The organism is Gabonia massiliensis (assembly GCF_001403595.1).
In the GTDB taxonomy this organism is placed as follows: domain Bacteria; phylum Bacteroidota; class Bacteroidia; order Bacteroidales; family Coprobacteraceae; genus Coprobacter; species Coprobacter secundus.
This window is the reverse complement of sequence record NZ_LN877938.1, coordinates 313,399-338,900: the sequence shown is the minus strand read 5'-3', so window position 1 is coordinate 338,900 and position 25,502 is coordinate 313,399. Positions and strand designations below refer to the sequence as shown.

General features: G+C 42.2%; 19 protein-coding genes. 7 read left to right on the top strand and 12 right to left on the bottom strand.

Features of this window, described 5'->3' with window-relative positions; translation table 11 throughout:
- Positions 1-174 precede the first annotated feature (174 nt).
- The 6 genes from BN2628_RS03585 to BN2628_RS03560 all read left to right on the top strand — a co-directional run bounded on the left by BN2628_RS03585 (position 175) and on the right by BN2628_RS03560 (position 8,864).
- On the top strand, positions 175-1,848 hold the full coding sequence (locus BN2628_RS03585; RefSeq protein WP_055096301.1) for a DUF6377 domain-containing protein: 1,674 nt from the start codon (positions 175-177) through the stop codon (positions 1,846-1,848).
- A 779-nt stretch (positions 1,849-2,627) separates the two neighbouring features.
- Complete coding sequence (locus tag BN2628_RS03580) at positions 2,628-3,701, top strand: Gfo/Idh/MocA family protein (protein WP_021931083.1); 1,074 nt, start codon at positions 2,628-2,630, stop codon at positions 3,699-3,701.
- 44 nt (positions 3,702-3,745) lie between these two features.
- Positions 3,746-5,233, top strand: coding sequence for a Gfo/Idh/MocA family oxidoreductase (locus tag BN2628_RS03575; RefSeq protein WP_021931084.1), 1,488 nt, complete (start codon positions 3,746-3,748; stop codon positions 5,231-5,233).
- Positions 5,234-5,291: 58 nt separating this feature from the next.
- Positions 5,292-6,170, top strand: a complete 879-nt coding sequence (locus tag BN2628_RS03570; protein WP_055095510.1) for a 3-keto-disaccharide hydrolase — start codon at positions 5,292-5,294, stop codon at positions 6,168-6,170.
- Between the two features lie 113 nt (positions 6,171-6,283).
- Entirely contained in the window at positions 6,284-7,141 is an 858-nt protein-coding gene (locus BN2628_RS03565; protein WP_257606393.1) for a sugar phosphate isomerase/epimerase family protein, read from the top strand.
- A gap of 337 nt (positions 7,142-7,478) precedes the next feature.
- The gene (locus BN2628_RS03560) at positions 7,479-8,864 is read left to right on the top strand and encodes a DUF1080 domain-containing protein (RefSeq protein ID WP_044228623.1); all 1,386 of its coding nucleotides are present in this window, start codon (positions 7,479-7,481) and stop codon (positions 8,862-8,864) included.
- Positions 8,865-9,026: 162 nt separating this feature from the next.
- Here the strand turns inward: BN2628_RS03560 and BN2628_RS03555 are convergent, their stop codons facing one another.
- On the bottom strand, positions 9,027-9,986 hold the full coding sequence (locus BN2628_RS03555; RefSeq protein WP_044228626.1) for a D-2-hydroxyacid dehydrogenase: 960 nt from the start codon (positions 9,984-9,986) through the stop codon (positions 9,027-9,029).
- A 238-nt stretch (positions 9,987-10,224) separates the two neighbouring features.
- Between BN2628_RS03555 and BN2628_RS03550 the strand changes: the two genes are divergently transcribed.
- Positions 10,225-11,064 carry a hypothetical protein gene (locus BN2628_RS03550; RefSeq protein WP_044228629.1) on the top strand — a complete coding sequence of 280 codons (840 nt, stop codon included), beginning with the start codon at positions 10,225-10,227 and terminating at the stop codon, positions 11,062-11,064.
- A 271-nt stretch (positions 11,065-11,335) separates the two neighbouring features.
- Here the strand turns inward: BN2628_RS03550 and BN2628_RS03545 are convergent, their stop codons facing one another.
- The 11 genes from BN2628_RS03545 to BN2628_RS03495 form a co-directional block, all read right to left on the bottom strand.
- On the bottom strand, positions 11,336-12,658 hold the full coding sequence (locus tag BN2628_RS03545; protein WP_044228931.1) for an ABC transporter permease: 1,323 nt from the start codon (positions 12,656-12,658) through the stop codon (positions 11,336-11,338).
- Positions 12,651-13,565 carry an ABC transporter ATP-binding protein gene (locus BN2628_RS03540; protein ID WP_044228632.1) on the bottom strand — a complete coding sequence of 305 codons (915 nt, stop codon included), beginning with the start codon at positions 13,563-13,565 and terminating at the stop codon, positions 12,651-12,653. Before BN2628_RS03540 ends, BN2628_RS03545 begins: the two co-directional genes overlap by 8 nt.
- A 16-nt stretch (positions 13,566-13,581) precedes the next feature.
- Positions 13,582-15,582 (bottom strand): DNA primase, encoded by a 2,001-nt coding sequence (dnaG, locus tag BN2628_RS03535; RefSeq protein ID WP_055096063.1) that lies wholly within the window; start codon positions 15,580-15,582, stop codon positions 13,582-13,584.
- A 229-nt stretch (positions 15,583-15,811) separates the two neighbouring features.
- The gene (locus tag BN2628_RS03530; RefSeq protein ID WP_055096061.1) at positions 15,812-17,602 is read right to left on the bottom strand and encodes a DUF6383 domain-containing protein; all 1,791 of its coding nucleotides are present in this window, start codon (positions 17,600-17,602) and stop codon (positions 15,812-15,814) included.
- Positions 17,603-17,944: 342 nt separating this feature from the next.
- Positions 17,945-19,108 (bottom strand): MalY/PatB family protein, encoded by a 1,164-nt coding sequence (locus BN2628_RS03525; RefSeq protein WP_055096300.1) that lies wholly within the window; start codon positions 19,106-19,108, stop codon positions 17,945-17,947.
- An 11-nt stretch (positions 19,109-19,119) separates the two neighbouring features.
- Complete coding sequence (locus BN2628_RS03520; protein WP_044228937.1) at positions 19,120-19,986, bottom strand: DUF3737 family protein; 867 nt, start codon at positions 19,984-19,986, stop codon at positions 19,120-19,122.
- A 224-nt stretch (positions 19,987-20,210) separates the two neighbouring features.
- Positions 20,211-21,623: an MATE family efflux transporter gene (locus BN2628_RS03515; RefSeq protein ID WP_055096297.1), complete on the bottom strand. Its 1,413-nt coding sequence runs from the start codon at positions 21,621-21,623 to the stop codon at positions 20,211-20,213.
- On the bottom strand, positions 21,620-22,870 hold the full coding sequence (locus BN2628_RS03510; protein WP_257606378.1) for a DUF418 domain-containing protein: 1,251 nt from the start codon (positions 22,868-22,870) through the stop codon (positions 21,620-21,622). The genes BN2628_RS03515 and BN2628_RS03510 overlap by 4 nt, the downstream gene beginning before the upstream one ends.
- A gap of 3 nt (positions 22,871-22,873) precedes the next feature.
- Entirely contained in the window at positions 22,874-23,464 is a 591-nt protein-coding gene (locus BN2628_RS03505) for a DapH/DapD/GlmU-related protein (RefSeq protein WP_044228639.1), read from the bottom strand.
- 12 nt (positions 23,465-23,476) lie between these two features.
- Positions 23,477-24,016 (bottom strand): flavodoxin family protein, encoded by a 540-nt coding sequence (locus tag BN2628_RS03500; protein ID WP_055096058.1) that lies wholly within the window; start codon positions 24,014-24,016, stop codon positions 23,477-23,479.
- Positions 24,017-24,228: 212 nt separating this feature from the next.
- Positions 24,229-25,500, bottom strand: coding sequence for a Y-family DNA polymerase (locus tag BN2628_RS03495; protein WP_044228945.1), 1,272 nt, complete (start codon positions 25,498-25,500; stop codon positions 24,229-24,231).
- Between the last annotated feature and the right edge of the window lie 2 nt (positions 25,501-25,502).

Below are 25,502 nucleotides of genomic sequence, written 5' to 3'. Positions count from 1 at the left end.
TCATTTATACTTTTTATACTTATATTTTAAAATAGCTGTAATATTGTTATATTCCTTTTTCTTTTATGGTTATTTACAATATTACAGCTATTTTTGTATACAGATTCTATTTTTAGAGAAGAAAAGACAAAATTTGCACCAGAAGATATTATCACCGAAGTAATAATACCAGGAATGAAAACAGATTTTAGAATATCGTTATTGCAATATATTTTTATCTTTATATTCAGTACAGTAGGCATATCCCTATATGCAACTGACGACCTGCAATCGATGTCTGATTATTTAGACCATATCATCGATAATAAGGAGCTGTTCACAAAACAAAAAGAACAGGATATTACAAACCTCAAAAAGTTGCTGGAAAAGAAAAATGCGTCCCTTGAATATGAATATGAAATCAATTTGAAGTTGTATAACGAATATAAAAAATTCAAACTTGATTCCGCCATACATTATGCCGAAAGAAATGTCCAGATAGCAAATACATTGAATAAAACGAATTTAAGATATCTCTCGGAGATAAATCTTGCAACATCTTATTCTTATGCCGGGCGTTTTCGTGAATCAGAAGAAATATTGAAAAAAATACATCCCTCCAAACTATCCAAAGATATATTATGTGAATATTATAATGCTTATTGCCGTTTTTTTGAGCACTATGAGGCTATCAGTAACCAACCTAAATATTCACAACAAACACGTTTATATAAGGATTCTCTATTACTGGTTCTCGATCCGTCATCATTTGACTATAAGATAAATATGGTAAGCAAGTATATCAGCCAGAAACAAAATGACAAAGCGGAAGAACTATTGTTCGATTTATTAGACACCGAGGATATCGATACTCCGAATTATGCCATAGTTACACATTATTTAGGATATATATTCGGATGGAAAGGAGAGCCCGAACTGGGAAAAAAATACTATATTATGTCTGCCATTGCCGATGTAAAAAATTCTATTAAAGAAAACTCTTCATTTTTACGGCTTGCCCTCATTTACAATGATAATGGAGATATTGCAAAAGCTTTTAAATATACCCAGTCTGCCATAGAAGATGCGATGTTTTCACAAGTACAGTTTCGTACAGCCCAGATGGTTCGGTTTTATTCTATTATAAATGCTTCTTATCAAGCTAAAGAAGCAAAAACCAACGCTGCGCTGAAAACATATCTGATTTTGATAAGTGTGCTCTCTTTGTTCCTTATATTGCTGGTTGTATATATTTACAAACAGATGAAAAAATTGTCCCGGATAAAAAAGGAACTATCGAATGTCAATGAGAAACTTACCGAATTAAATAGAGAATTGAATGATACAAATGATTTGTTGCACAGCAAGAATGCCCAGTTGAGAGAATCAAACGATGTAAAAGAGCAGTATATAGGCCAGTTCTTCAATCTTTGTTCTACCTATATTGATAAAATGGAAGATTATCGTAAAACACTCTACAAATTGGGGATAAACCGACAATATGAAGAACTGATAAAGATACTCAAATCTACAACCGTTGTAGATAATGAGTTGGAAGAATTATATACCCATTTTGATAGTATTTTCTTAAGTTTGTATCCTACATTTGTTACCGATTTTAATTCACTTCTGGCAGAAAACGAGCAAATTGTATTGAAATCAGGAGACCTTCTCAATAAGGAACTTCGTATTTATGCCTTATTGCGTTTGGGAATTACCGATAATGTTAAGATTGCAGGTTTCTTGCGCTGTTCTATGAGTACGATATACAATTATCGTACAAAGATGAGAAACAAAGCTGCAATCAACAGAGACGAATTCGAAGATATGGTAATGAAAATCGGAATAGCCGGACGCAAAGAAGAGTAGGCTATGTGTTTAGAACCTATCTAAATTTTACTCAGGCCAGATTTGAGAGTTTCTTTCGGGGATTTTTTGTTCTTATAAGAATAATAGCAGGTCATACTGACGAGTGAAAACGGAAGAAAAGACCGAAAGAAAATGTCCAGATAATATATTTTCTTATTGGAAAAATTAGACTGATTCTTGAAGAGCGGTTTTCGTAGGCATTTTTCTATGACGATAAGGAGCATAGCAGACTACGGTGACGGAGACTGTCACTTTTGGGTAAGAATGGATGTGCCACGCCCGGCACAATTTACTCTAAACCCAAAGCTGCCACTGAAAAAGTTATAAACTCAATATTTCAATCCAAACGGCTTTCTTTTACATAAGTGAAGGCAATATGAGTATTTTTCATAAAAGCAGGCGTATGAGTACGGGATATAAAACAAAAAAGCTTTATTCAAATGAAAATTATGATTATTTTTTGATTAATAAAAAGTTAATCATCCAGGCATTTCTTAAAATTTAACTCCAAATAGTCTACATTTTTTATCACATTTTTTTTGCTAAATAATTAATTTATAAACTTTTATTTATTCTACTATTCTACAAAATGATGTTTGTCTTTAAAATTGAAAATTATAAAAAGTAGCTTTGTAATAACGGAAGGAAACCGAAACGAATTTGTCATGAAAAACAAGGCTACATCGATACTTTTCCCTCCTTATATATAATATAGCGTGTGTGTTATAAGTTGAAATTTCAGATTAACCAAAATAATCTTTAATACTAATATATAAAATATGAGCACCAGAATAAAGACAGGGTTGATCGGCCTAGGCCGGATGGGGAGATTCTATTTGGAAGAGATGCAGAAGAGCGGGGAATGGGACATACGCTACATATGCGATGTCAACCCGGGCATTCGGGCATTGGCCGGGGAGCTGTCTCCCGGAAGCAAGATCATCGAAGACGAGCAGGTCATCTTCGAGGACCCTGAAATAGAGGTCGTAGGCCTGTTCACACTGGCCGATTCGAGGCTGGAGCAAATCAGCAAAGCCGTACATTATGGCAAGCATATCATATCGGAAAAGCCCATAGCCGATACCGTCGAGCGGGAATGGGAGGCCGTGCGGCTGAGCGAATCGTCACCGCTGCTCAGCACGGTCAATCTCTATTTGCGGAATTCATGGTACCACCAGTGCATGAAGCACTACATCGAGCAGGGAGAAATCGGGGAGCTGGCCATCCTCCGCATCTGCCACATGACTCCGGGGCTTGTGCCGGGCGAGGGGCACGAACATGAGGGGCCGGCTTTCCATGACTGCGGGATGCACTACGTTGACATCGCGCGGTGGTATGCCGGGTGTGAATACAAGAGCTGGCACTCGCAGGGGATCAACATGTGGAACTACAAGGACCCCTGGTGGATACAGTGCCACGGCACTTTTGACAACGGCGTGGTTTTCGACATCACCCAAGGCTTCGTTTACGGGCAGCTTTCCAAAGACCAGACTCATAATTCCTATGTCGACATCATCGGTACCAAAGGCATTGTCCGCATGAGCCACGACTTCAAGACGGCCGTGGTGGACCTCCACGGGGTCAACCAGACCCAACGCATCGAGAAGCCTTTCGGGGGAAAGAACATAGACCGTCTGTGCCGTCTCTTCGCGGAATCCCTGCGCAGTGGCGTGCGCCATCCCCTGCTGCCCCGGTTGCGCGATTCGGCCATTGCCTCGGAGTATGCCTGGAAATTCTTCCTGGATGCCAAGGAGCACGAGCTGCCTTCCATCGGCAAAGTCCAGACGCTGGAGCGTATCCGGGAGCGGCGCCGGAACATGAAAAACGGTTACGGATTGATCAAACGTTTTTAAGCAAACTATATAAAAATAAATGGTTAACTAAAAATTTAATTATTATGTCTGACATTTCAAGAAGAGATTTTCTCAAGACGGGTGCCGCCGCTCTGGCCGGCCTGACCATCGCCCCGAGCAGCATTCTGGGCAAGAGTTTCGGGCATGTCCCTCCCAGTGACAAGCTGAACATCGCGGCTGTAGGTATCGGAGGCATGGGTAATGCCAATCTGAAAAACATGGAAAAGACGGATAATATCGTGGCCTTGTGCGACGTGGACTGGCGTTATGCCAAGCCTGTTTTCGAGCGTCTTCCCAACGCCAAGAGGTATTATGATTACCGCAAGATGTATGATGAAATGGGCAAGAGCATCGATGCGGTCCTGGTGGCTACGGCCGACCACACCCATGCCATCATCTCGGCCGAAGCGCTGACCATGGGCAAGCACGTGTATTGCCAGAAGCCTTTGACCCACTCGGTATATGAGTCCCGCCTGCTGACCAAGCTGGCCGAAAAGTACAACGTGGCTACGCAGATGGGCAACCAGGGGGCTTCGGACGAGGGCACCGACCTGGTGTGCGAATGGATATGGAACGGTGAGATCGGAGAGGTCACCAAAGTGGAATGCGCTACGGACCGGCCCATCTGGCCCCAGGGTCTCAACGCGCCTGAGAAGGTAGACCGCATTCCCAAGACTCTTGACTGGGACCTGTTCTGTGGCCCTACGGAGGTGATTCCGTACAATTCCATCTACCATCCTTGGAACTGGAGGGGTTGGTGGCGTTTCGGGACCGGAGCTTTGGGGGACATGGCCTGCCACATCCTGCACCAGCCGTTCAAGGCCTTGAACTTGAAGTATCCCACCAAGGTACAAGGCTCGTCAACCCTTCTGCTGCAAGACTGCGCCCCTACGGCCCAACACGTGAAAATGGTCTTCCCCGCCCGGGACAACATGCCCAAGGTGGCCATGCCCGAAGTCGAGGTGCACTGGTATGACGGAGGCATGATGCCGGACCGGCCGGCCGGTTTCCCTGACAACAAGCAGCTGATGGGACCTGGAGGGGGATTGACGATTTTCCACGGGACCAAGGATACCCTTATTTGCGGTTGTTACGGGCAGCAGCCTTACCTGCTTTCGGGCCGGGTGCCCAACGCCCCCAAAGTCTGCCGGCGCGTGCCCAACGCCATGGGAGGAGGCCACGAACAAGACTGGATACGGGCTTGCAAGGAAAGCCCTTCGAGCCGGGTAAAGACCAAATCGGATTTCTCCGAAGCCGGACCGCTCAACGAAATGGTGGTCATGGGGGTACTGGCCGTGCGGCTGCAGACTCTCAACAAGGAGCTCCAGTGGGACGGGGAGAACATGAGGTTTACCAATATAGCCGACAACGAGACCATCCGCAACCTTGTCAAGGACGATTTCAAAATTGTGGACGGTGACCCAAAATTCAACAAAATCTGGACTGACCCGGTCAACGCACAGGCTTATGCCCAGGAGCTGATCAAGCACAATTACCGCCAGGGGTGGAAATTGCCCGACATGCCCAGATAACAGCCGGGGGATTGAGTATAAAAAAAACAGAAATAGAAATTTATAACTTGAAAATCGTATGAAAAAAGTATTTTATTTTGCTGGCAGCATGATGGCCGGTACGTTAATCGCCTGCAGCGGTGGCAACCAGAAAAAGGCTGCAGAAGGACAGACTGCTGAACAAGCAGGTAATGAAGTGGCAGTTTCTTATTCCTCTTCCTTGAAAGCCCCCGAAAGCGACACGTTGAATCTTCCGGTGGATGCGGATGGGTATATCACCATTTTCGACGGGAAGACTTTTAATGGATGGAGGGGTTACGGCAAGGACCGTGTCCCGGGAAAATGGACCATTGAGGACGGTTGCATCAAGTTCAACGGCACCGGAGGGGGTGAAGCCCAGGATGCCGACGGCGGCGACCTTATCTTCGCCCACAAGTTCAAGAATTTCGAGCTGGAACTTGAATGGAAGATTTCCAAGGGGGGGAACTCGGGCATTCTTTACCTGGCCCAGGAGGTGACCAGCACCGACAAGGACGGCAAGGAAATCGTGGAGCCTATCTACATTTCCGCACCGGAGTACCAGGTATTGGACAATGCCAACCATCCTGATGCCAAGCTGGGCAAGGACAACAACCGACAGTCGGCTTCGCTGTATGACATGATACCGGCCGTGCCGCAGAATGCCAAGCCTTTCGGCGAATGGAACAAGGCAAAAATCATGGTATATAAGGGTACGGTCGTACACGGGCAAAACGGGGAGAACGTGCTCGAATATCACCTGTGGACTCCGCAATGGACGGAAATGCTCCAGAAGAGCAAATTCAGCGAAGAGAAATGGCCGCTGGCTTTCAGCCTGCTCAACAACTGCGGGGGAGACAACCACGAAGGGTTCATCGGATTGCAGGACCATGGGGATGACGTATGGTACCGGAACATCCGCGTGAAGGTGTTAGATTGAACATATTTCCAAGACTGACTTTTTTTTTAACCGGGGAGCCTGTTTGCCCTGTAAACAGGCTCTTCAAAAAAATCTACGACATGAAATTCAAAACTTTGTTATTTATGACTGCCATGACGGTCGTGGGGTGTACGGGAAAGCCTGTTTCAGAAGCCGGAGAGGCTCCGGCCGCAAAGAAGGACATCAACATTCAGTTGTACTCGGTCAGGGACAAGATTCTCCCGGACTTCAGTAATCTGGACAGCCTCCTCTTCCAACTGGCAGAGATGGGCTATACCGGAGTGGAAGCAGCCGGCTATAACGACGGCAAGTTCTACGGCCGTACCCCGGAGGAATTCAAGGAAGCCGTGGAGAAGGCCGGAATGACGGCCCTCTCTTCCCATACCGGACGGGGACTCAGCGCTGAAGAGCTGGCCTCGGGCAACTTCCAGGAAGCGCTCAAGTGGTGGGACCGGTGTATCGCCGACCACAAGGCCGCGGGGATGAGCTACATCGTCACTCCGTGGATGGACGTGCCCGGGAGCCTGAAGGATTTAGAGACCTACTGCCGGTATTATAACGAAATCGGGAAGCGTTGCCGGGAAAACGGGCTCCTGTACGGTTACCACAACCACGCACACGAGTTCCAGAAGGTGGAGGGCGAGACCATGTATGACTATATGCTCAGCCATACCGACCCCGAGAACGTCTTCTTCCAGATGGACGTGTACTGGGTGGTACGGGGACAGAACAGCCCGGTGGATTATTTCTTCAAGTTTCCCGGACGGTTCAAGATGCTGCACATAAAGGACAACCGGGAAATCGGACAGAGCGGAATGGTGGGCTTCGATGCCATTTTCCGTAATGTGAAGAAGGCCGGCGTGATGGATATCGTCGCCGAGATCGAAAGCTACAGCGGTGAGGTATTGCCAAGTGTCAGACAAAGCTTCGACTATCTGAACCAGGCCGAGTTCGTTCCTTACAATTTTTAAAGATACCTTTATATACATATTCCCTTTTTCAAAATATGATTAAGGGGATATGTTATAGAAATGACCAAATAAAGAAAAAAGTCTGATAAAGCTTAGATACTGTCTAAATTTAGCTCAGGTCAGCTTTGAAAGTATCTTTCGAGGATGTTTTTCTATTTTTATGAGGAGGATAACAGGTTATCTGACGAGTGAAAATGGGAAAAAAGACCGAAAGAAAACACTAAAATGACCGGATAATATTTTTCTATTGGGAAGTTTAGATTAGCTCTTAGAGCCGGTTCCAATTCTGTAAGGCTCATTTATCAAACTATAAAAAAATATTTTTAAATTTCCTGTAATGAACAAATCAATTGCAATATGGCTATTGTTCGGACTTATAGGGCTGAGCGCATGTACGAATACGTCCAGCAGGATATTGTTTGACGGTACCGACGTCGATAATTGGTATACTTCAGGCAATGTCTCTGTAGAAGACAGTATATTGGTAATTTCTGGCCTCGACTCCTATGCCGTGCTGAAAAACAGCAAATACAAAGATTTTGATTTAAATCTAAAAATGCGCACTGTTCAGGGAGGTAAAGGGTTCATCGGCATTCATACCGATGACACGGGCAAAGGCTATCGAATTGCCGTTAATAATGATATAAAAGACCCGGTATGGTGGAAGATGACAGGTAGTCTGTTGTCGGTACGTAATCTGACCAAAAGCTTGGTAAAAGATGGACAATGGTTCGATTTGAATATTCGGGTCGAAGGTCAAGCCGTTTCTGTAAAAGTAAATGGAACGGTAGTTGTAGAATACATTGAACCTGCCCGGCCGTGGCGCATATCTCCTAACGAAAATGCCGTATTGTCAGAAGGTACACTTTCTCTGGTAAGTGAAAGTAAAGGGAATATCGAGTTCAAAGAAATTTCGATAAAGACATTGAACCGTAAAGACATTAATATCCCGGCACAAATAGCTGTTGCTAAAAATGAGCAAGACGACGATATTTTGAGACTCCACCAAGAAGACTTTCCGGTTCTGGACTACCATGTCCATTTAAAAGGAGGCTTTACTAAAGAAGCTGCGGCAAGGCAATCAAGGCGGACAGGCATCAATTATGCCATAGCTCCTAACTGTGGTATAGGATTTACCGTTACTGATGATAAAGGCATATATGCTTTTCTCGACTCTATGCGCACACAGCCGTTTATACTGGCTATGCAGGGCGAAGGACGCGAATGGGTAACTACTTTTTCAGAAAAAGCCAGAAATGAGTTTGATTTCATTTTTACAGATGCTCTGACCTTCACCGATATGAAGGGCAGGAGAGTACGCCTTTGGATAAATGATGAAGTTATTATTGACGATGAGCAGAAATATATGGATATGATTGTCGATAAGACATGTCAGGTAATGAAAGAACCCGCTAATATTTTTGTAAATCCTTTTTTCTTGCCCGAACAGATGAGCGACAGGTATGACATGTTCTGGACAGATGAACGCGTAGAAAAAGTTATCGATGCGATAATAGAAAACGGAAAGGTACTTGAAATAAACGAATTGTACCATATTCCCAGCAAGGCTATTATTGCAAAGGCCAAGAAGGCTGGAGTGAAATTCAGCTTTGGCTCCAACAATGTAAGTCCGGAAGTCGGACGTTTGGAATATTCTATTCAGATGAAAAAAGAATGTGGCTTGACATCGCAAGATATGTATAAGCCTCCGGTTAAATTATAATAAAGAGGTAATAAAGATTGTTTTTAGGTAAAAACGCCCCGTCTTTCTCAAACAGGGCGTTTTTGTTTATTATCAAGAGACAGCCGTACAATTTGCACAACTGGCTCTAAAGAAATTTTTTTATCCACGAGACTGGACAAAGAATTCTATCCACAAAATTATCTACAAATTAGTTACACTGTTTTTAGTACCTCCGTTCATAAAGCTCCTGAGGTTGTCGACAGCAATGCCCATTAATCGGTTACGTGCTTCAAATGTGGCCCATGCAATATGTGGAGTGATAAAACAATTCCGGGCAGTCAATAGCGGATTATCGGCTTTAGGAGGCTCGTTGGAAAGAACATCGACTCCGGCAGCAAATATTTTTTTACTGTTCAATGCTTGTGCAAGGTCAGTTTCATTGACTAATGGTCCCCGACTGGTATTGATAAGAATGGCAGTCGGTTTCATCATGTCGAGCACTTCTTTGTTTACAAAATTTCGAGTTTCAGGAGTCAACGGACTATGTAATGAGAGCACGTCACTCCGTTTGAACAACTCAGCTTTTGACACCGATACAATGTTTTCAGGCAATTGGCTTTGTTCCTTTGACGTAAAAGCGATGACTTTCATACCAAAAGCCAATGCAGCGTTAGCTACAGCCATTCCGATATGGCCCAGCCCGACAATACCCATCGTTTTCCCGCTCAATTCGAAAAGGGGAGTATCCCAGAACGTAAAATCAGGACAATTGGTCCACTTTCCGTTTTTTACCTCATTCGTATAGTGGGCTATCCGGTTCGAAATATTCAGTAAGTGGGCAAATACCATCTGGACAACTGAGTCTGTACTATATGCTGGTATATTGGTTACGGTTATACCCATATCTTTAGCTGCACCGATATCGATGATATTATACCCAGTTGCCAAAACCCCGATATATTTCAAGTGCGGTAAAGACTCCATTATCTCCCTTTTAATACCTACTTTATTTGTCAAGATAGCATCAGCATATTTAGCACGTTCGATAATCAATTCTTTCGGAGTGCGTTCATATACCATACATTCGCCGAGTTCTTCCAACCCTTTCCAGGAAAGGTCTCCCGGATTCAAAGAATATCCGTCTAAAACAACAATTTTCATGTACCTTTTATTTTTATATGATTCAAAAACGACAATTTAAGAACTGTAAAGAAAAAATAATCTCGGCAATTCCAACAGTTCGCAAATATATACAAAATACAATTCAGAATGTTTATCGGCCTTAAATAAGTCATCTTCTTTTTTATAAAATTCATCGCCCTTTTGGCATGTAGGATGATATAGGATAATAGAAAATTTTTAACTTTGCATGTACGTTAATATAAAAAACGAAAACAGGATGAAAAAATGGGTATATGCAATATCTGTTGTTGCAATTATAGTTTCTTGTACAGGCAAAAATAATAAGGCCGAAGAGCAATATAAAAAAGCAGAATTGCTTTTTGAACAAGGTGAACATAATAGAGCAAAAGAAGTAATTGACAGTATTGAAATTCTGTATCCCAACTCATTTGATGAGATAAAACAAGGTATGCAATTGATGCGTAAGATAAATTTGAAAGAATACGAACGTAACCTGGCTTATGCAGACAGTATGTTGCAAGTAAGAAAGGACGATGTAGAACGTTTGAAGAAAGAATTTTACTTAGAAAAGGACGCCAAATATCAAGAAGAAGGAAATTATATATACAAGACCGAAAAGAATGCCGGTGTTATAAAACGCAGCTATGTACGAGCACAAGTAAGCGAACAGGGCCAAATGATGATTTCAAGCGTTTATTTTGGCCCGTCAGGTTTGAAGCACCAATCCATGCGCGTAGAAGCTCCTGACGGAACTTATGCTTTGACTGCTGTCATACCATACGATGGAGCACGTAATTTTAGTTTTACCAACGATGGCAATACGACAGAAGTCGTTACTTATAAAGGCCCTCAAATGATGTCGGTGGCCAATTTCATTTATAATACTTCTGGTAAAATAAAAGTCAGTTATGAAGGCAAAAGACCATATTCGTTCTATCTCGACGACCGCTCCCGTAAAATGATTAATACTTCATACGAATTAGCTTCGGCTATGCGTGCGGTAAAGGATTTTACACGTGAACAAGCCATTGCTTCCAAGACTGTAGAAGTGTTGCGTCGTCAGATTGCAGAAAAAGAAGCAGAATTGAAGAAATAATAATTTCTTAGAGCCCCCTGTCTAAATTTTACTCGAGGTCAAGTTTGAGAGCTTCTTTCAGGTCTCTCAGGATGTCTTTTTGTTTTTATGAAGAGGTCAACAGACTATCTGACGAATGAAAACAGAAAAAAGACCAAGAAAAAACACAAAAAGACCTGATGATATTTTCTTATTGAAAAAATTAAACGGTTCCTATATTTCCCCGGAAAACGAGATTCCGGAAGGAAATAAATAAGATGGCCATTTCGTCCGAGAGATTTAGATACATCCTTTATTCTTTATACTTTATCCACTTGGCAATTTCCTTATAGCCGATTTTTTTTCCATACATCAGAATGCCTACACGATAGATGCGGCTCGAAATCCAGATTGCACCGATAAATGAGGCAAATAAAATGGCAAGCGACAATACTATTTGCCAGGCAGGTACTCCGAACGGAATGCGTACCATCATTACAATAGGGGAGGTGAATGGAAATAATGAACTCCACAATGCAATACCGCTGTCAGGAGACTGTGCACTGTATATCCCGAGATATAGCGCAACAATAATGATGACTGTTACAGGTACCATAAATTGTTGAGTATCAGACTCACTATCGACAGCCGAGCCGATAGCTGCAAATAGAGAGGAATACAGCATATAACCGCCAATAAAAAACAAGATAAAGCAGATAAACAATTCGGGAAAATGAATACCATTTATCAGATACTCGATATTGTCGAATGCTTCGGAAGGAAGCGTTGTTGCCGGTAAACCCTGCATTGAGCTTAGGGCATTTGTAGCTTCTGTACTCATTTTACCGGCACCAAACAATATTCCCATAGGAAAAATGATACCGGTGATGAATATAGCCCAGATGATAAATTGCGTAAGTCCTACCAGACCGATAGCCGTTATCTTGCCAAACATCAAGTCAAAAGGTTTTACGGACGATACCATGACTTCAACAATGCGGCTGGTCTTTTCCTGCATTACCGCCTGCATTACTTGTACACCGTACAATAATAGGAACATATAAATGGCTATAGTCGAAATAATACCGATAATTGTAGCAAGTTCTGTAGAAGTTTCAGCCTCTGTCCCGTCTTCTTCGAGGCGTATAGTAGCTATATTTATATTTGTTTTCGAATCGGCAATGAGCTTTTTTATGTCAGGAATATTATATGACGCTATTTTTTCCTCTGTCAAATAAGTATTTATAAGCTGTTCTACAGTGCTTTTAAAATCAACATTAACTTGTTTCTCAGAATAAATGACAATCCCCTTCGGGTTATTTAATAAATTGTCAGATATGACAATGTAAGCATACGTTTCTTCACTGTCTCCGTCTGTATCATATCGGGGAGTTATATGCTGAGTAGTATAGTGGAAAGAGTAATTGCCGGTGTCGGTAAATACACTTTCGTACAATCCGGTTTGGTCTGCAATTACGATATTCCGGTGTTCATTGTCCCCGGCTTTAGCCAGCCATGTCGGTACCAGCATGACAGCAATAAATAGGAGAGGAGTAAGCAAAGTCATAAGGATAAACGATTTTTTCTTTACCCTTGACAGATATTCTTGTTGTATGATGAGTGATATCTTATTCATATAGATTTGCATTTACGGTATCGATAAATATCTCATTCATAGTCGGTAGTATCTCTTCAAAAGCCGATAGCTGGCACAACCGTGCCAAATGCAAGATAAGCTCCGAAGGAGCAAGATTTCCGTTTTTCATGACAATACTCTCAACATAATCACCTTTTTGTCGTTTATCGATGATTTTATATTCATGACTCAAAGATTCGGGGAGAGGAGCAGCAGTACGTATACGGAAAAGGTTTTTCTTATGTCTCTCTCTGATATCATGTACATGGCCCGATAATACAGCCTTAGAACGGTTTATTAACGTGATTTCATCACAAAGTTCCTCCACCGAATTCATATTATGAGTAGAAAATATAACAGTAGCACCTTTTTCCTTCAATTCTAATATTTCCTGTTTCAATAAGTTGGCATTCACAGGGTCAAAGCCGCTGAAAGGTTCGTCAAAAATCAATAATTCCGGTTTATGTATGACTGTAGTAATAAATTGTATTTTTTGCTGCATACCTTTAGATAGCTCTTCGACTCTCTTTTTTTCCCAGTTTCCGATACCGAATTTTTCGAGCCAATAATGCATCTCATGTTGAGCATCGTTTTTGCTCATACCTTTCAGCCGGGCTAAGTAAACAATCTGTTCACCCACTTTCATTTTTTTATACAGACCACGCTCTTCCGGCAAGTAACCGATGCGTGATATATCTTCCTCGCACAGGCACCGTTCCCTAATATTGACGATTCCGCTATCCGGAGCTGTTATCTGGTTGATAATACGTATAAGAGTTGTCTTGCCTGCACCATTAGGCCCCAGTAGCCCGTAAATACAATTTTCCGGAACCTGTACAGTTACACCATCCAAAGCACGGTGATTTTCATATTGCTTTATAATGTTGAGAGCCTCCAGATAGTACATAAATGATATTATTTTTTTACAGAGGGCTGATGATACGTTCACCCAATTGTTTGGCTAAAGCAGCTTTCACTCCGTTCAAAGCTGTTATTTCACTCATTAGTTCGGTAATACGAGCAGTATCTTTCTCTTTTCCAGCTTTCTTTATTTCATCTCTCAGTTTTTTGATATTCATACATACGATGGCATTTTTCAGTTCAAACAAAGCTCTGGGAACAAGCTCGGCAAGTCGCTCTTCCTCGGTCTCTACCTTTTGAAATTTTGTATGTATTTTACTGAGCTGATATTTTTCACTTACCATATCCACCGCAGTTTTACTTATTTCCGGGTCAGGATGTGACAGGAAATACCGTTCCAGATGTTCTCCTTCACTCTCATACTTATCGACAGCTTCACGGGCCATTTGCGAATATAACGGGTGTTGAAACTCTATCTCGTCCTGTTGAAGGTCAGCCATGATATAAGGCAATACAGCCCAGTCGAAAGTTTGGCCCGTTTCCTCATCCGGACAACTGAAAATTATCCGATGTCCGTAACGTATCATATATCTTACCAGAGACCGCTCAAAAGTATCCAGTGGAGATGCTGCTCTTCTTCTTGGAAGGTCGGGGGCGTTTTCAGAAGAAATATCCTGTTCTGTATTATCGTCCGACTTTTTGGTAACTTCAGCCTCCGCTGCAATATTGTCTTTAGACGGAGTATTCTCCTTGGTTATTTGGTCGAATTTCTTCTTATTGACTTCCCGCAAGAGAATCTCCTCGTTCACATCAAGCAAACGGCTACACTCTTTGGTATATACCGAACGGACAATGGCATCGGGAATAATTGAGATACTCTGTACAATATCTGTAATCAAGGCAGCCCGTTTTATCGGGTCCTCTCCGGCACTCTCCAATAGAAGATTAGTTTTGAAACGAATAAAGTCCACTTCATGACTTTTGATATACTCTGTAAAGGATGCAGCACTCTGTTTTCTGGAAAACGAGTCCGGGTCATCACCGTCGGGCAACAACACGACCTTGATATTCATCCCCTCTTTCAAAATCAGGTCTATACCTCGCAAAGAAGCCTTTATTCCCGCAGCATCACCGTCATATAATACGATAATATTATTGGTAAACCGATGTATCAGCCGTATTTGGCCTGGAGTAAGTGAAGTTCCGGATGAAGCTACGACATTTTCGATGCCGGACTGGTGCATCGACAATACATCAGTATATCCCTCCACCAGAAAACAACAATCGTTTTTCACAATAGATTGTTTCGCATGATATATACCGTACAATTCATTGCTTTTATGGTAAACCTCCGATTCAGGAGAGTTTACATACTTGGCCATTTTATCGTCCTTTTTCAAGATACGACCGCCAAAAGCAAGTACTTTACCCGACAAGCTGAAGACAGGAAAAATCACACGTCCGCGAAAACGGTCGCTGACATAGCCGTTTTGTCCCTCAAGACATAGTCCGGTTTTCAATAAATAATCTTTTTTATAACCTCTCTTTTCTGCCTCTTTAAAGAGGGCGTCTCGCTGTTCGAGAGAATAACCGAGCGAAAATTTTTTGATAATATCATCCCTAAACCCTCTCTCGTGAAAATAAGCAAGTCCTACCGAACGACCCTCAGCATGTTCAAATAGAATATTGGTAAAGTATTCTTGTGCAAAGCTATTGACGATGAGCATACTTTCCCGGTCACTTTGCATCTGCTTTTCTTCATCGGTAAGCTCCCGTTCTTTAATCTCGATATTATACTTTTTCGCCAGATATTTCAATGCCTCATAATACGAAAGCTGTTCATGCTCCATAATAAAATGAACAGCACTTCCTCCCTTGCCGCAACTGAAACATTTACATATACCTTTCGATGGGGATACGCTGAACGATGGCGTCTTTTCATCATGAAATGGACACAGTCCTATATAATTTACCCCCCTCTTTCGCAGGGTAACGAAATCAGAGACTACATCCAGAATATTAGCAGCATCAATAATCCTATCAACGGTTGCTTGGTCTATCATTTTCTTTACTTCCTTTCGGCAACGAAGATAATTAATTAATTGCAAAGGGGGAGGCTACAAGTATATTTAAATTTTCCAAAAATAGAGTGAAGCCCATATCTTCTTATCATATTATACAACAATCCTCCTGCTTTATTTTCAAATAACAAGAACAGGAGGATTTTCTGAAAAAAGAGTTTAGAGCCGTAAGACCTTTTATTTTCAAATTTTATTTCAAAAAATTTTCTTTTTAATATACGAGTACTTTATTGTTATTGACGATATAAATTCCCTTCGGCACTGAAACTACTTGTTTACCTGCTGTAACAGTCATACTCTTTACTATTTGTCCGTAGATATTTAATATTTGTACCTCCGAATTCTCTTGAGCTTCTACAAATATTTGATTTTTCCCTCCATAGACTTTTATATTTTGGTCTTGAGATACAGTGGCAGTAGTCAGCCCTGTGGGTAATTCCATTCCAGGAATTTCATAAGAAGAAATGGTAGCGACCCAGGAGCCGGCGTCTTTTCTACCATCCAAAGTAAATGATTCATCAACAAAACTGGTAGAAGATGTTGCGCTACTACGAGTAAATGCCAGCAATTGCTTTCCATCGAATAAGCATCCCCATGCAGAAGCAGAACCACCTTTAACCAAGTTGTATTCATTATCTATTGTCCATGTTTTACTATCGTACGTTAAAAGATAAACATTACCTAAAGCATAGCCGTATGTGTAGACTTTCCCATTCTCATCCTCATATGCGCCATAATATCCTCCGATTGTTTTATCACCGATGGCACCGCCTTGCCATGTCCCGTCAGTTGCGCTGCATTTGATTAGGAATCCCGATTGTAAAGTACTCGAACCCGAAATCAGAGCCTCTGATTTATCGGCTCCGAATCCACCTACGACATGTCCCATCAAATATAAACTTCCGTTCTGGATATCCATTTTCTTATTCTGGGTAGTATGCTTGCCGTTACTGGCTGCAAAAGCTGGAAAATGTTTTACCCATGCGACAGACATATCGGTATTTACAGCACCTGCAATAATATCGTCAAAAGTAGTCGGTTGTATTGTAGTATCACCCAATTTTATTTCAGAAGTTTCCGTAGTACTGCCTTTTACCATACCTAAAAAATATATCTTTCCATCTGCATATGCTATATCATTGATACTCTCTCTGGCAGCAGACCCTGTAGTGGTCACATGTCCCAGATAATTGCCTTCTTTATCCAGTTTCACTAAAAACAAGTCCCCTACAGTCCCTTGAGGATCACCATTCCATCCTTCGGTATTGTGAGGAGTCAATATGACCTTGTCTCCGCCCTCTTTAGTAAAAGTCATTTCTTTTCGGTAGTTCCCGGCGATATATAAATTCCCCTCATTATCCTCCGTTGCACCATAGAAGTAGAAACCTTGTGGAGTATATTCTTTGTAATAAGTTGCATTCGGTTCTCCGGAATAATCGACATGAATCAGTTGAGTCCATTCAACAGCTCCATCAGTACTGATTTTGGCCAGTATTCCCTGGTATACCCAGTGACCCGGATATTCCCAGATGACATCCGTCGTTTCACCCTTAGCATCGACTAACGATACCAGCTTGCCGTTTCCAGCGGCATCATAATTGGTATGGTAGAATTTCAGTGCAAGAAACGCACCTCCGTCAGCAGTAGGAGTATAAGCACAATCAGAAAGCGAAGCACCGCCCCAGCAGCTGTTTATCGACCAGATAAGATCTCCATTTTTTTCTAATTTCTGGAATACGATATTTAAATTTCCTGATGAGCTGCTTCCATTATAAGGAGCTCCGGTTCCCAATATCTCTCCTTCATAAGAGATAGTATTGGATTCTCCTGAAGAACCGAAATTCGAAAATGCGAATATCTTTCCATCCGCACTTTTGGCAAGAGAGTGGGCATTAGTACCCATTGGAGCAATTAAAGGTTTTGCCCACTGAAAATTAACGTCTCCGGCATAAGCGGATACCCCGCATACCATCGAAAAAACAAGCAGTAAAATCTTTTTCATTGTCAGTCAATTTTTTAATATATTTATAATATATTTTATCGTGGGCAAAAGTATATTTTGGATAAAAATTGTAAAATCCCTTGATTTAGGTATTTTGAAAAGAACGAATCGGTATTTGTAGGTATTGTTAAAAAAGTGATGTCATAAAAACAGTCGGACATAATTTTTATGCCCGACTTAAAAAATAAAATGAGTATTGAGAGATATGGCATACATCCTGTCGGTGTATGTACAAATAAATATTGAGCTACAAGTCAGAACACCTGTTCCGAACAAAAATGAAGACGAACGATTTTTTATTTTAATCTTTTCACGATTCTTTTTCCCAAATTATCATGTAAATTACTTTTTATATGCAAAATTTCTGAAGCGTTCCAGCCCTTCTATCAATACTGCACGAGGGCAGGCTATATTCCAGCGCATGAAACCTTCTCCCTCAGCACCATACATCCTACCGGCATTAAGCCATAGTCTTGCCTCATTGACCAATCGATGCTCGAGTTGCTCTGACGAAATTCTAAATTTACGACAATCCATCCATACAAGATAAGTTCCTTCCAATATGGTAATTGGAAACCCCGGTAGATACGTTTTACAAAAGTCCCGCATGTACAGATAGTTCTGGTTCAGATAATCCAACAGTTGTTCCAGCCATTCCTCACTATCGTTATAGGCAGCTTGAGTAGCGATTACACCAAACGGATTGACATCGCACACCTCATTGTCATTAATCGCGCGGTCGATTTTAGCTCGGACAACATCATCTGCACAAACAATATTCGCAATTTGCAATCCGGCAATATTAAATGCTTTGCTGGGAGACAAACATGTTATCGAATGGATAAGAAATTCATCTGAAATAGATGCGAATGGAGTATAAACATAATCTGGAATAATTAGTTCGCAATGAATTTCATCTGCAACTACCATAACTCCATTACGAATACAGATTTCTCCAATACGTGTCAGTTCCTCACGTGTCCATACTCGCCCGGCAGGATTATGCGGATTACAAAGTAACATCACCTTAACTTTCGGGTCAGTAGTTTTTCTCTCTAAATCGTCGAAATCGATGAAAAAAGAATTGTTGGCATAAATCAATGGAGAAGAGACTATCTCGCATCCATTATTGCGGATAGAGGAGAAAAAACAGTTATAGACTGGTGTCTGTACCAGTACTCTATCTCCGGGTTGAGTCAGAGCCTTGATAATGGCCGACAAAGCAGGAACTACCCCCGATGTGTAAATAATCCATTCGCGTCCGATGGCCCAACCATGACGACGAACAAACCAATCTGTTACAGCCTTATAATAACTGTCAGGTACTCGGGTATATCCGAAGATACCATGCTCTACCCGCTGGCGCAAAGCATCGACGATAGCAGGAGCCGTACGGAAGTCCATATCAGCCACCCACATGGGTAGTACATCTTCATTTTTTGCACTATCCCATTTATAGGAACAAGTTCCACGACGAGGTACTTGCTCATCGAAGTTGTATTTCATATTCATTCACCTTATTTATTGAAACAAGTTTGCTCATCTCTGAGACGAATATCACAGTTAGCCGGAGCCTTGATATTCTCATCAATCGTTACCGAACCGATTGCATCGGCAACAATCCGTCCGGACATTGGGTTCTTGATGTTGGTTATAGCACCGCGAATATCTGCTTGCAATGTACTATATTCAAATGCTCGGTCACAATCAGTACCGAAGGTACAGTTTTCCAACACGAGGTCGTGTGCATAACAGAGTGGTTGTTCACCCGTTATATGACAATTTATCAGACGCAGATTTTTTGAATGCCAGCCGAGATATTCTCCATTCAGTTCAGAGTCGTAAATGGTTACATTCTCCACTTCCCAAAAAGCATCTTTCGTTGTAATTTTGGCATGATGTATCTCTACATTCTTCACATATTGGAAGACATACTTGCTATCGCTCTCCAAACCATCCACATAAATGTTATTGCTGAACATAAAAGGGTAGGTGCCTCCGTGCAATTTGAGATTTTTGATACGTATATCGTTGCAACGCCAGAATACTTCATCTGCATCGTTCATTATGACGTTCTCGATATCGATTTCATTCATCTCACGAAACATTTTCGGAGCATCAATCACTGTATCTGTCATTTTCAGGTGGTCACTATACCATAATGCCGAACGACCACCTACATCGAAATAACAGCGGTCTATCTTGAAACCATGTACATGCCAAAAAGGATAATTACCCTCAAAACGGCAATTGGTAGCTATAATGTTGCTGCACTCTTTTATAGCCGATTCGCCGGTGCGAATGGTCACATTGTCTATATGGAGGTCGTGAGATTCAAACAAAGGTCGTTCGCCTCCGAATTCGGTATCTTTTATTAATTTCATTTGTAATAATGTTTTAGTTGTCAGACTATTTGTTTCGAAAAAGACGCTCACTCCATTACTCTTGGAACCAACAGTCTCTCTATTTTTATATGGCAAAATTAAGTCAAAACCTCATTTCTCATAGTAGATAAATTACAGATAATATAACCTCAATTACTGATATTGCCCCAAGCAATTATCAATAAAAAAACTCCAGCGTTCCTTTATCAAAACATCCAAACCTGTCACTCTTTTTTCATCCAACGTTCCCGCTTCAGGCGGATGAGAAAAATCGCGCCTCGGAAACAGAGTTCCACACACATAGCTATCCATACGCCTTTCAGCCCCAATGACGGTGCAAGTATAGCAGCCAGAGACAAACGCACGGCCCAGATACTGAAAAAATTCATCAGACACGGTACGAGTGTATCAGTTGCCCCGACGAAAACACCATAGGCGACAATCGACGCAGCAAACATCGGTTCTGCAAACGCTTCGATACGCAATGCCATCACACCCAGTTCACGAATTTCATCGACAGGAGTCATCAACCCGATAATTTGTGGTGCAAAAAGATACATGAATACCCTCATAATACCCATGACAACCATACCCATAAATACGGTCATGTGCGCAAAACTTCGGGTCAACTCACGGCGTTTTGCCCCCAAACTCTGGCCGACCAATGTAGTGGCAGCATCGGCAATACCATAGCCGGGCATATAGCAAAGACTTTCTGCGGTGATGGCAAACGAATTGGCAGCGATGGCAAAGATACCTAATGGCGCTACGATAACTGTTGTCATAATTTGAGCCCCACAAATGACAATGTGCTCTATACCCATCGGTAGACCGATATGTAAAGCCTTTTTCAAAGTATTCAAGACTGGACGGAAACTACCACGTTCTCCGGTCAGACGCAATTCAGCGGAACGAGTCCAAAGGTATCTCAACAATATGGTAGCGACAACAACTTCGGCAGCAGCTGTTCCCAAAGCAGCACCTTTGACTCCCAACCCTGCTCCCGGCATTGTAAAAAAGAAACCCGCTATGTTCCACTCACGCGAAGGAAATATCAAAAAGAAGTTGAATATGACATCGAGCACGCACATTACCACACCTAGCAGGCTCGGTACACGCATATTACCGCTACATCGGAGCATGCCTCCTGCAAGGAAATTCATCTGTAAAGCAGGGAGAAAAAGGGAAAAGATAAGAAAATAAAGCGACGCGTCGTGACGGATGGAAACATCGCCTCCCAGCCATTCAGGCAAAGCACTACTGATCGTTGCCCCTATTGACGCTAATAACAAACTGAAACAAAGCGTTGCTGTGACCGATTGACGTAATATGACCCTTGCCCCTCGCATGTCACCGGCACCGATACGGTGTGCCACTTGTACAGAAAAACCCGTAGCAGCAGCTACACACAACCCCCAAAAGAGCCATGTGGTCGTCGAAACTAAACCGATAGCGGCTGATTCCTCGGCACCAAGACTGCCCACCATTGCCGCATCGATATATTGCATGACAATGGAAGAAAGTTGTGCTATAATAGCCGGTACACTCAATTGCACTGTCAGACGTAACTGTTGGGACAGAGTCATTGGCTTACCGTCTCGAATCATGGCGAGGAGAGCATCACTACGCATTTTCATACGCTTTTTTTCTTTAGGAGATTGAATACTCTTCCGTAAGTCAGCATACGCCATATCCATTCCAGTGGGCCAAATTGGCAATAATGTAACCAGACGTTACTGAATAGGGCTTGGACTATCCATACTCCTATAGCAATCAAGATTACATAGACAAGTCCTGTTTCGGCACCAAAGCCCCATCCGATACCATAGAAAAGCAACATTCCGAACAATGATTGCCCGATATAATTGGTAAGAGCCATACGTCCTGGCATGGCAAAGAAACGGAATATGCCCCATCGGGGATGACGTAAAAAACAGAGGCAGATACTTGCCACATACGCAAAACTGAGTGGAAATACACTGGTAAAGTATAGTACGGAATGTGCTCCGAGGCTCTGCGGACAATTATTCATAATACTCCATGCATAGAAAAGAGACAATGGCAATCCGAAACCGAATCCATAACGGGCAATCTGCCGCAATACGGGTCGGCGGCTCTCCAAATCGGCATAGAGGCGATTACGACCGATATAGAACCCCAAGAGAAACAGTCCCAATACTTTAAAGTAGCGATTGCCGTCGATAAATTCCTGAATTCGGACCAGTGCTCCCTGAACAAGAAATTTAAAAGTTCCACTATAATGTTTTGCATCGCGTAACCAATAAGCAAAGTTTTCATCCGTAATGCCATATTTGTCACAATAGGTTTGCTGAAGTTTTACAACAGAAGCTGACGGATAAATGCCGGAAAGTTCCACGGTAAAATCTACCGCTATGGGAACAGCTAACAATCCGAAAGCCGATACCAGTAACATCCGGTTAGAGACATTACGGAAAAGCGGTAACAACATCCCCAACAAAGCATAAAGCATCAGAATATCTCCACTCCAAAGAAACATCAAGTGCAAAAAACCGACCGATAACAATATCACCATCCGTCGATAAAAAATACGGAAACCGTTGGTTCCACGCTCCACGGCATTGGCGATGATAATCGAAAATCCTATACCGAACAACAACGAGAAAATGGTGTAGAATTTCCCGTCGACAAAGGTATATTGCAAATAACGCACAATCCGGTCAACATCTACGGTCGACATGGATTCTGTTGCCTCCGTCGGAAGGAACGAATAGAGCGAAAACTCCGTAAAATTGGCCAGTGCAATACCCAACAAAGCCACTCCACGCAACACGTCCAAAATAATGTGTCGCTCAGACGGCTTGACCGGCATAGCCACACGACAAGAAGCAGACTTCGCTTTCATGAACTACAGCTTTTGGGGAATATGTTTGTTGATGTCAATATGGCGGATACACTTCGCCGGAACACCACCTACAATAGTATTTCCCGCCACGTCTTTTGTAACGACAGACCCGGCTGCAATGATAGCGTTATCACCGATTGTCACGCCACGCAGGATAGTACTGTTCGAGCCAACCCAAACATTTTTACCCAGTCTAATCGGTGCTGGATACATCGAAGCACGGTCATCTGGTGCAATGCCATGATTGAGCGTAGCAAAAACCACATTATGACCGATAAGACAACCGTCTCCCAGCGTTATCCCCCCATGGTCCTGAAAATGGCAACAAGCATTGATAAAGACATTCCGGCCGATTGTGATATTTTTTCCAAAATCAGTATAAAATGGAGGGAATATCTTGAACGTACTGTCCACAGGTTTATCGAGCAGTCGCGACATCAGGACACGGAGTTCCTCCTGTGTATGATAAGCGTTATTTATTTCGAAAGTAATGCGTCGAGCTTCGTCACTCATCTTATCCATGAATTGACAAATCTCCGGGGTATCAAGACTCCCTCCGGAACAAATATGCTTCAGAAAATCACCAAGTGTCATTTATTGCCCCCCTTATGCACGTTTACCCATCTCAAATGCTTCTTGCAACTTCGGATTGCCTTTAATCTCCCCGACATGCCATACCCCGCCACAAAAGACTGTGCCTTTTATCACCGGGTTCTCCAGACAGTCGAGAAATCCCATAAAGTTGGCAACAATACGGTCCATAATTTCCTCGTTCTCTTCAGCCGCCGTGGCGATAAAATAAAACTCCTTATTCTTCATCTCTGTATAAGGACCACAGCAACGGTCAATCAATATCTTCATTTGAGCACTCATAGCATAAAAATAGACCGGCGTCCCCATGACAATTACATCTGCAGCAAGCATCTTGCCAATAATCTCTGCAGCATCGTCCTTTTGTGGACAAGGTTTTTGGTATTGGCTACACACACCACATCCCGTGCAAGGGTAGATGGTCTTATTTCGCAGAAAGATTTTTTCTACTTGATTTTTACCTTCTATAGCTCCGCGCATGAATTCGTTGCAAAGCGTGTCCGAATTACCACCTAAACGGGGACTGGACGATAAAATCAGAATATTTTTTGACATGGTTTTATATCTTTGATATATATTTCATTTTCGTATACAAATGTAGTGAAGAAGTTTATACTACACAGTAGATAAATTACGGATATTATAACCCTAATTACATATTTTTGGAAAAATAAATGCAATGCAAATAAAAAGAGTATTTTTTTTATCCGGGAAATAGTGGTTGAAGGCAGCAATTCAGGCAAAACAAGTTTGGACAATCGGCTCTTCTATTTACAATTCAAAACAATGATGTCATTTATATTAGTAGTATATCGCCGGCTGATATACTGGCTTTTAAGGCTCCACTTCCGGAAACAATTGGGAGGTTGGGCACAACTGCGGAGAGTATCGGTTCCATATTTACGGTTTACCGTATCGATGACAGAGAGAATCTTAGCTTGTTTATGTCGGTCAGTAGCGTCGAAAAGACTACATTGGACATTGGATGCAGACGTAATGTCAGAAACAATGACTCCAGCTTTTTTGTATTTATATCCCGGACGGTAAATCTGTTTCAATGACATCCGGGCATATTTGATAAGTTCTCCGGGATTGGCAGAAGGGACAGGAAGATGTACCGTTATAGACGGATAATACTGGGGAACTTCTTTCTTGAACCGGTTTGTATATAGAAACACAGTAATAATCCCCGCTACACTTTTCTGGCCCCGTAATTTACGAGCACAAGATGCGGTAAAGTATGCCACCGATTCCAGAAGAACCGGAAAATCCGAAATTTCTTCTCCAAAACTCCGAGACGTACAGATGTTTTGCTTACCGGACGGATTTTGCTCAATAGCTATACAAGAGATACCTTTAAGTTCAAGCCATGTACGTACCCCCGTGACAGACATTTGCTTCCGTATCCAACTTTCGTTTTTTTGTATGAAATCCCATGCCGTTTCGATACCGTAATAGTTGAGCTTTTGCTTGTATTGCCTGCCTATGCCCCACACGTCTTCAATAGGAAAACACTTTAAGGCTTTGACACGCTTCTCCTCACTATCGATAATACAGACATTTTTATATCCCGGATACTTTTTTGCATACCTGTTCGCTATTTTTGCCAAAGTTTTTGTAGGTGCAATTCCAAGACAGACAGGAATACCGGTATTTTTACGGATGGTTTTCGTAAGCTGTTGGGCATAATCGGGAAGAGAGGACATTTGAAATCCCTCGAAGTTGATAAACGCTTCATCAATAGAATAAATTTCTATCTCAGGAACAAGCCGGTCTATTGTTGTCATCACCCGATGCGACATATCTCCATATAAAGAATAATTGCTGGAAAATACGGCCACATGATTCGTCTCTATCAACTCCCTGATTTGAAATACCGGAATTCCCATTTTTATTCCGAGGGCTTTAGCTTCATTACTACGGGCAACCACACAACCATCATTATTACTGAGTACAATAACAGGCTGCCCAGCTAAAGACGGATCGAACACCCGCTCACAAGAAACGAAAAAATTGTTACAATCGATAAGCCCTATCATAG

What these genes read in the sequence shown, in the direction of transcription:
- BN2628_RS03585 (WP_055096301.1), top strand. Translation starts at nt 175, where the DNA reads ATGAAAACAGATTTTAGAATATCGTTATTGCAATATATTTTTATCTTT.
- BN2628_RS03580 (WP_021931083.1), top strand. Translation starts at nt 2,628, where the DNA reads ATGAGCACCAGAATAAAGACAGGGTTGATCGGCCTAGGCCGGATGGGG.
- BN2628_RS03575 (WP_021931084.1), top strand. Translation starts at nt 3,746, where the DNA reads ATGTCTGACATTTCAAGAAGAGATTTTCTCAAGACGGGTGCCGCCGCT.
- BN2628_RS03570 (WP_055095510.1), top strand. Translation starts at nt 5,292, where the DNA reads ATGAAAAAAGTATTTTATTTTGCTGGCAGCATGATGGCCGGTACGTTA.
- BN2628_RS03565 (WP_257606393.1), top strand. Translation starts at nt 6,284, where the DNA reads ATGACGGTCGTGGGGTGTACGGGAAAGCCTGTTTCAGAAGCCGGAGAG.
- BN2628_RS03560 (WP_044228623.1), top strand. Translation starts at nt 7,479, where the DNA reads ATGAACAAATCAATTGCAATATGGCTATTGTTCGGACTTATAGGGCTG.
- BN2628_RS03555 (WP_044228626.1), bottom strand. Translation starts at nt 9,986, where the DNA reads ATGAAAATTGTTGTTTTAGACGGATATTCTTTGAATCCGGGAGACCTT.
- BN2628_RS03550 (WP_044228629.1), top strand. Translation starts at nt 10,225, where the DNA reads ATGAAAAAATGGGTATATGCAATATCTGTTGTTGCAATTATAGTTTCT.
- BN2628_RS03545 (WP_044228931.1), bottom strand. Translation starts at nt 12,658, where the DNA reads ATGAATAAGATATCACTCATCATACAACAAGAATATCTGTCAAGGGTA.
- BN2628_RS03540 (WP_044228632.1), bottom strand. Translation starts at nt 13,565, where the DNA reads ATGTACTATCTGGAGGCTCTCAACATTATAAAGCAATATGAAAATCAC.
- dnaG (WP_055096063.1), bottom strand. Translation starts at nt 15,582, where the DNA reads ATGATAGACCAAGCAACCGTTGATAGGATTATTGATGCTGCTAATATT.
- BN2628_RS03530 (WP_055096061.1), bottom strand. Translation starts at nt 17,602, where the DNA reads ATGAAAAAGATTTTACTGCTTGTTTTTTCGATGGTATGCGGGGTATCC.
- BN2628_RS03525 (WP_055096300.1), bottom strand. Translation starts at nt 19,108, where the DNA reads ATGAAATACAACTTCGATGAGCAAGTACCTCGTCGTGGAACTTGTTCC.
- BN2628_RS03520 (WP_044228937.1), bottom strand. Translation starts at nt 19,986, where the DNA reads ATGAAATTAATAAAAGATACCGAATTCGGAGGCGAACGACCTTTGTTT.
- BN2628_RS03515 (WP_055096297.1), bottom strand. Translation starts at nt 21,623, where the DNA reads ATGAAAATGCGTAGTGATGCTCTCCTCGCCATGATTCGAGACGGTAAG.
- BN2628_RS03510 (WP_257606378.1), bottom strand. Translation starts at nt 22,870, where the DNA reads ATGAAAGCGAAGTCTGCTTCTTGTCGTGTGGCTATGCCGGTCAAGCCG.
- BN2628_RS03505 (WP_044228639.1), bottom strand. Translation starts at nt 23,464, where the DNA reads ATGACACTTGGTGATTTTCTGAAGCATATTTGTTCCGGAGGGAGTCTT.
- BN2628_RS03500 (WP_055096058.1), bottom strand. Translation starts at nt 24,016, where the DNA reads ATGTCAAAAAATATTCTGATTTTATCGTCCAGTCCCCGTTTAGGTGGT.
- BN2628_RS03495 (WP_044228945.1), bottom strand. Translation starts at nt 25,500, where the DNA reads ATGATAGGGCTTATCGATTGTAACAATTTTTTCGTTTCTTGTGAGCGG.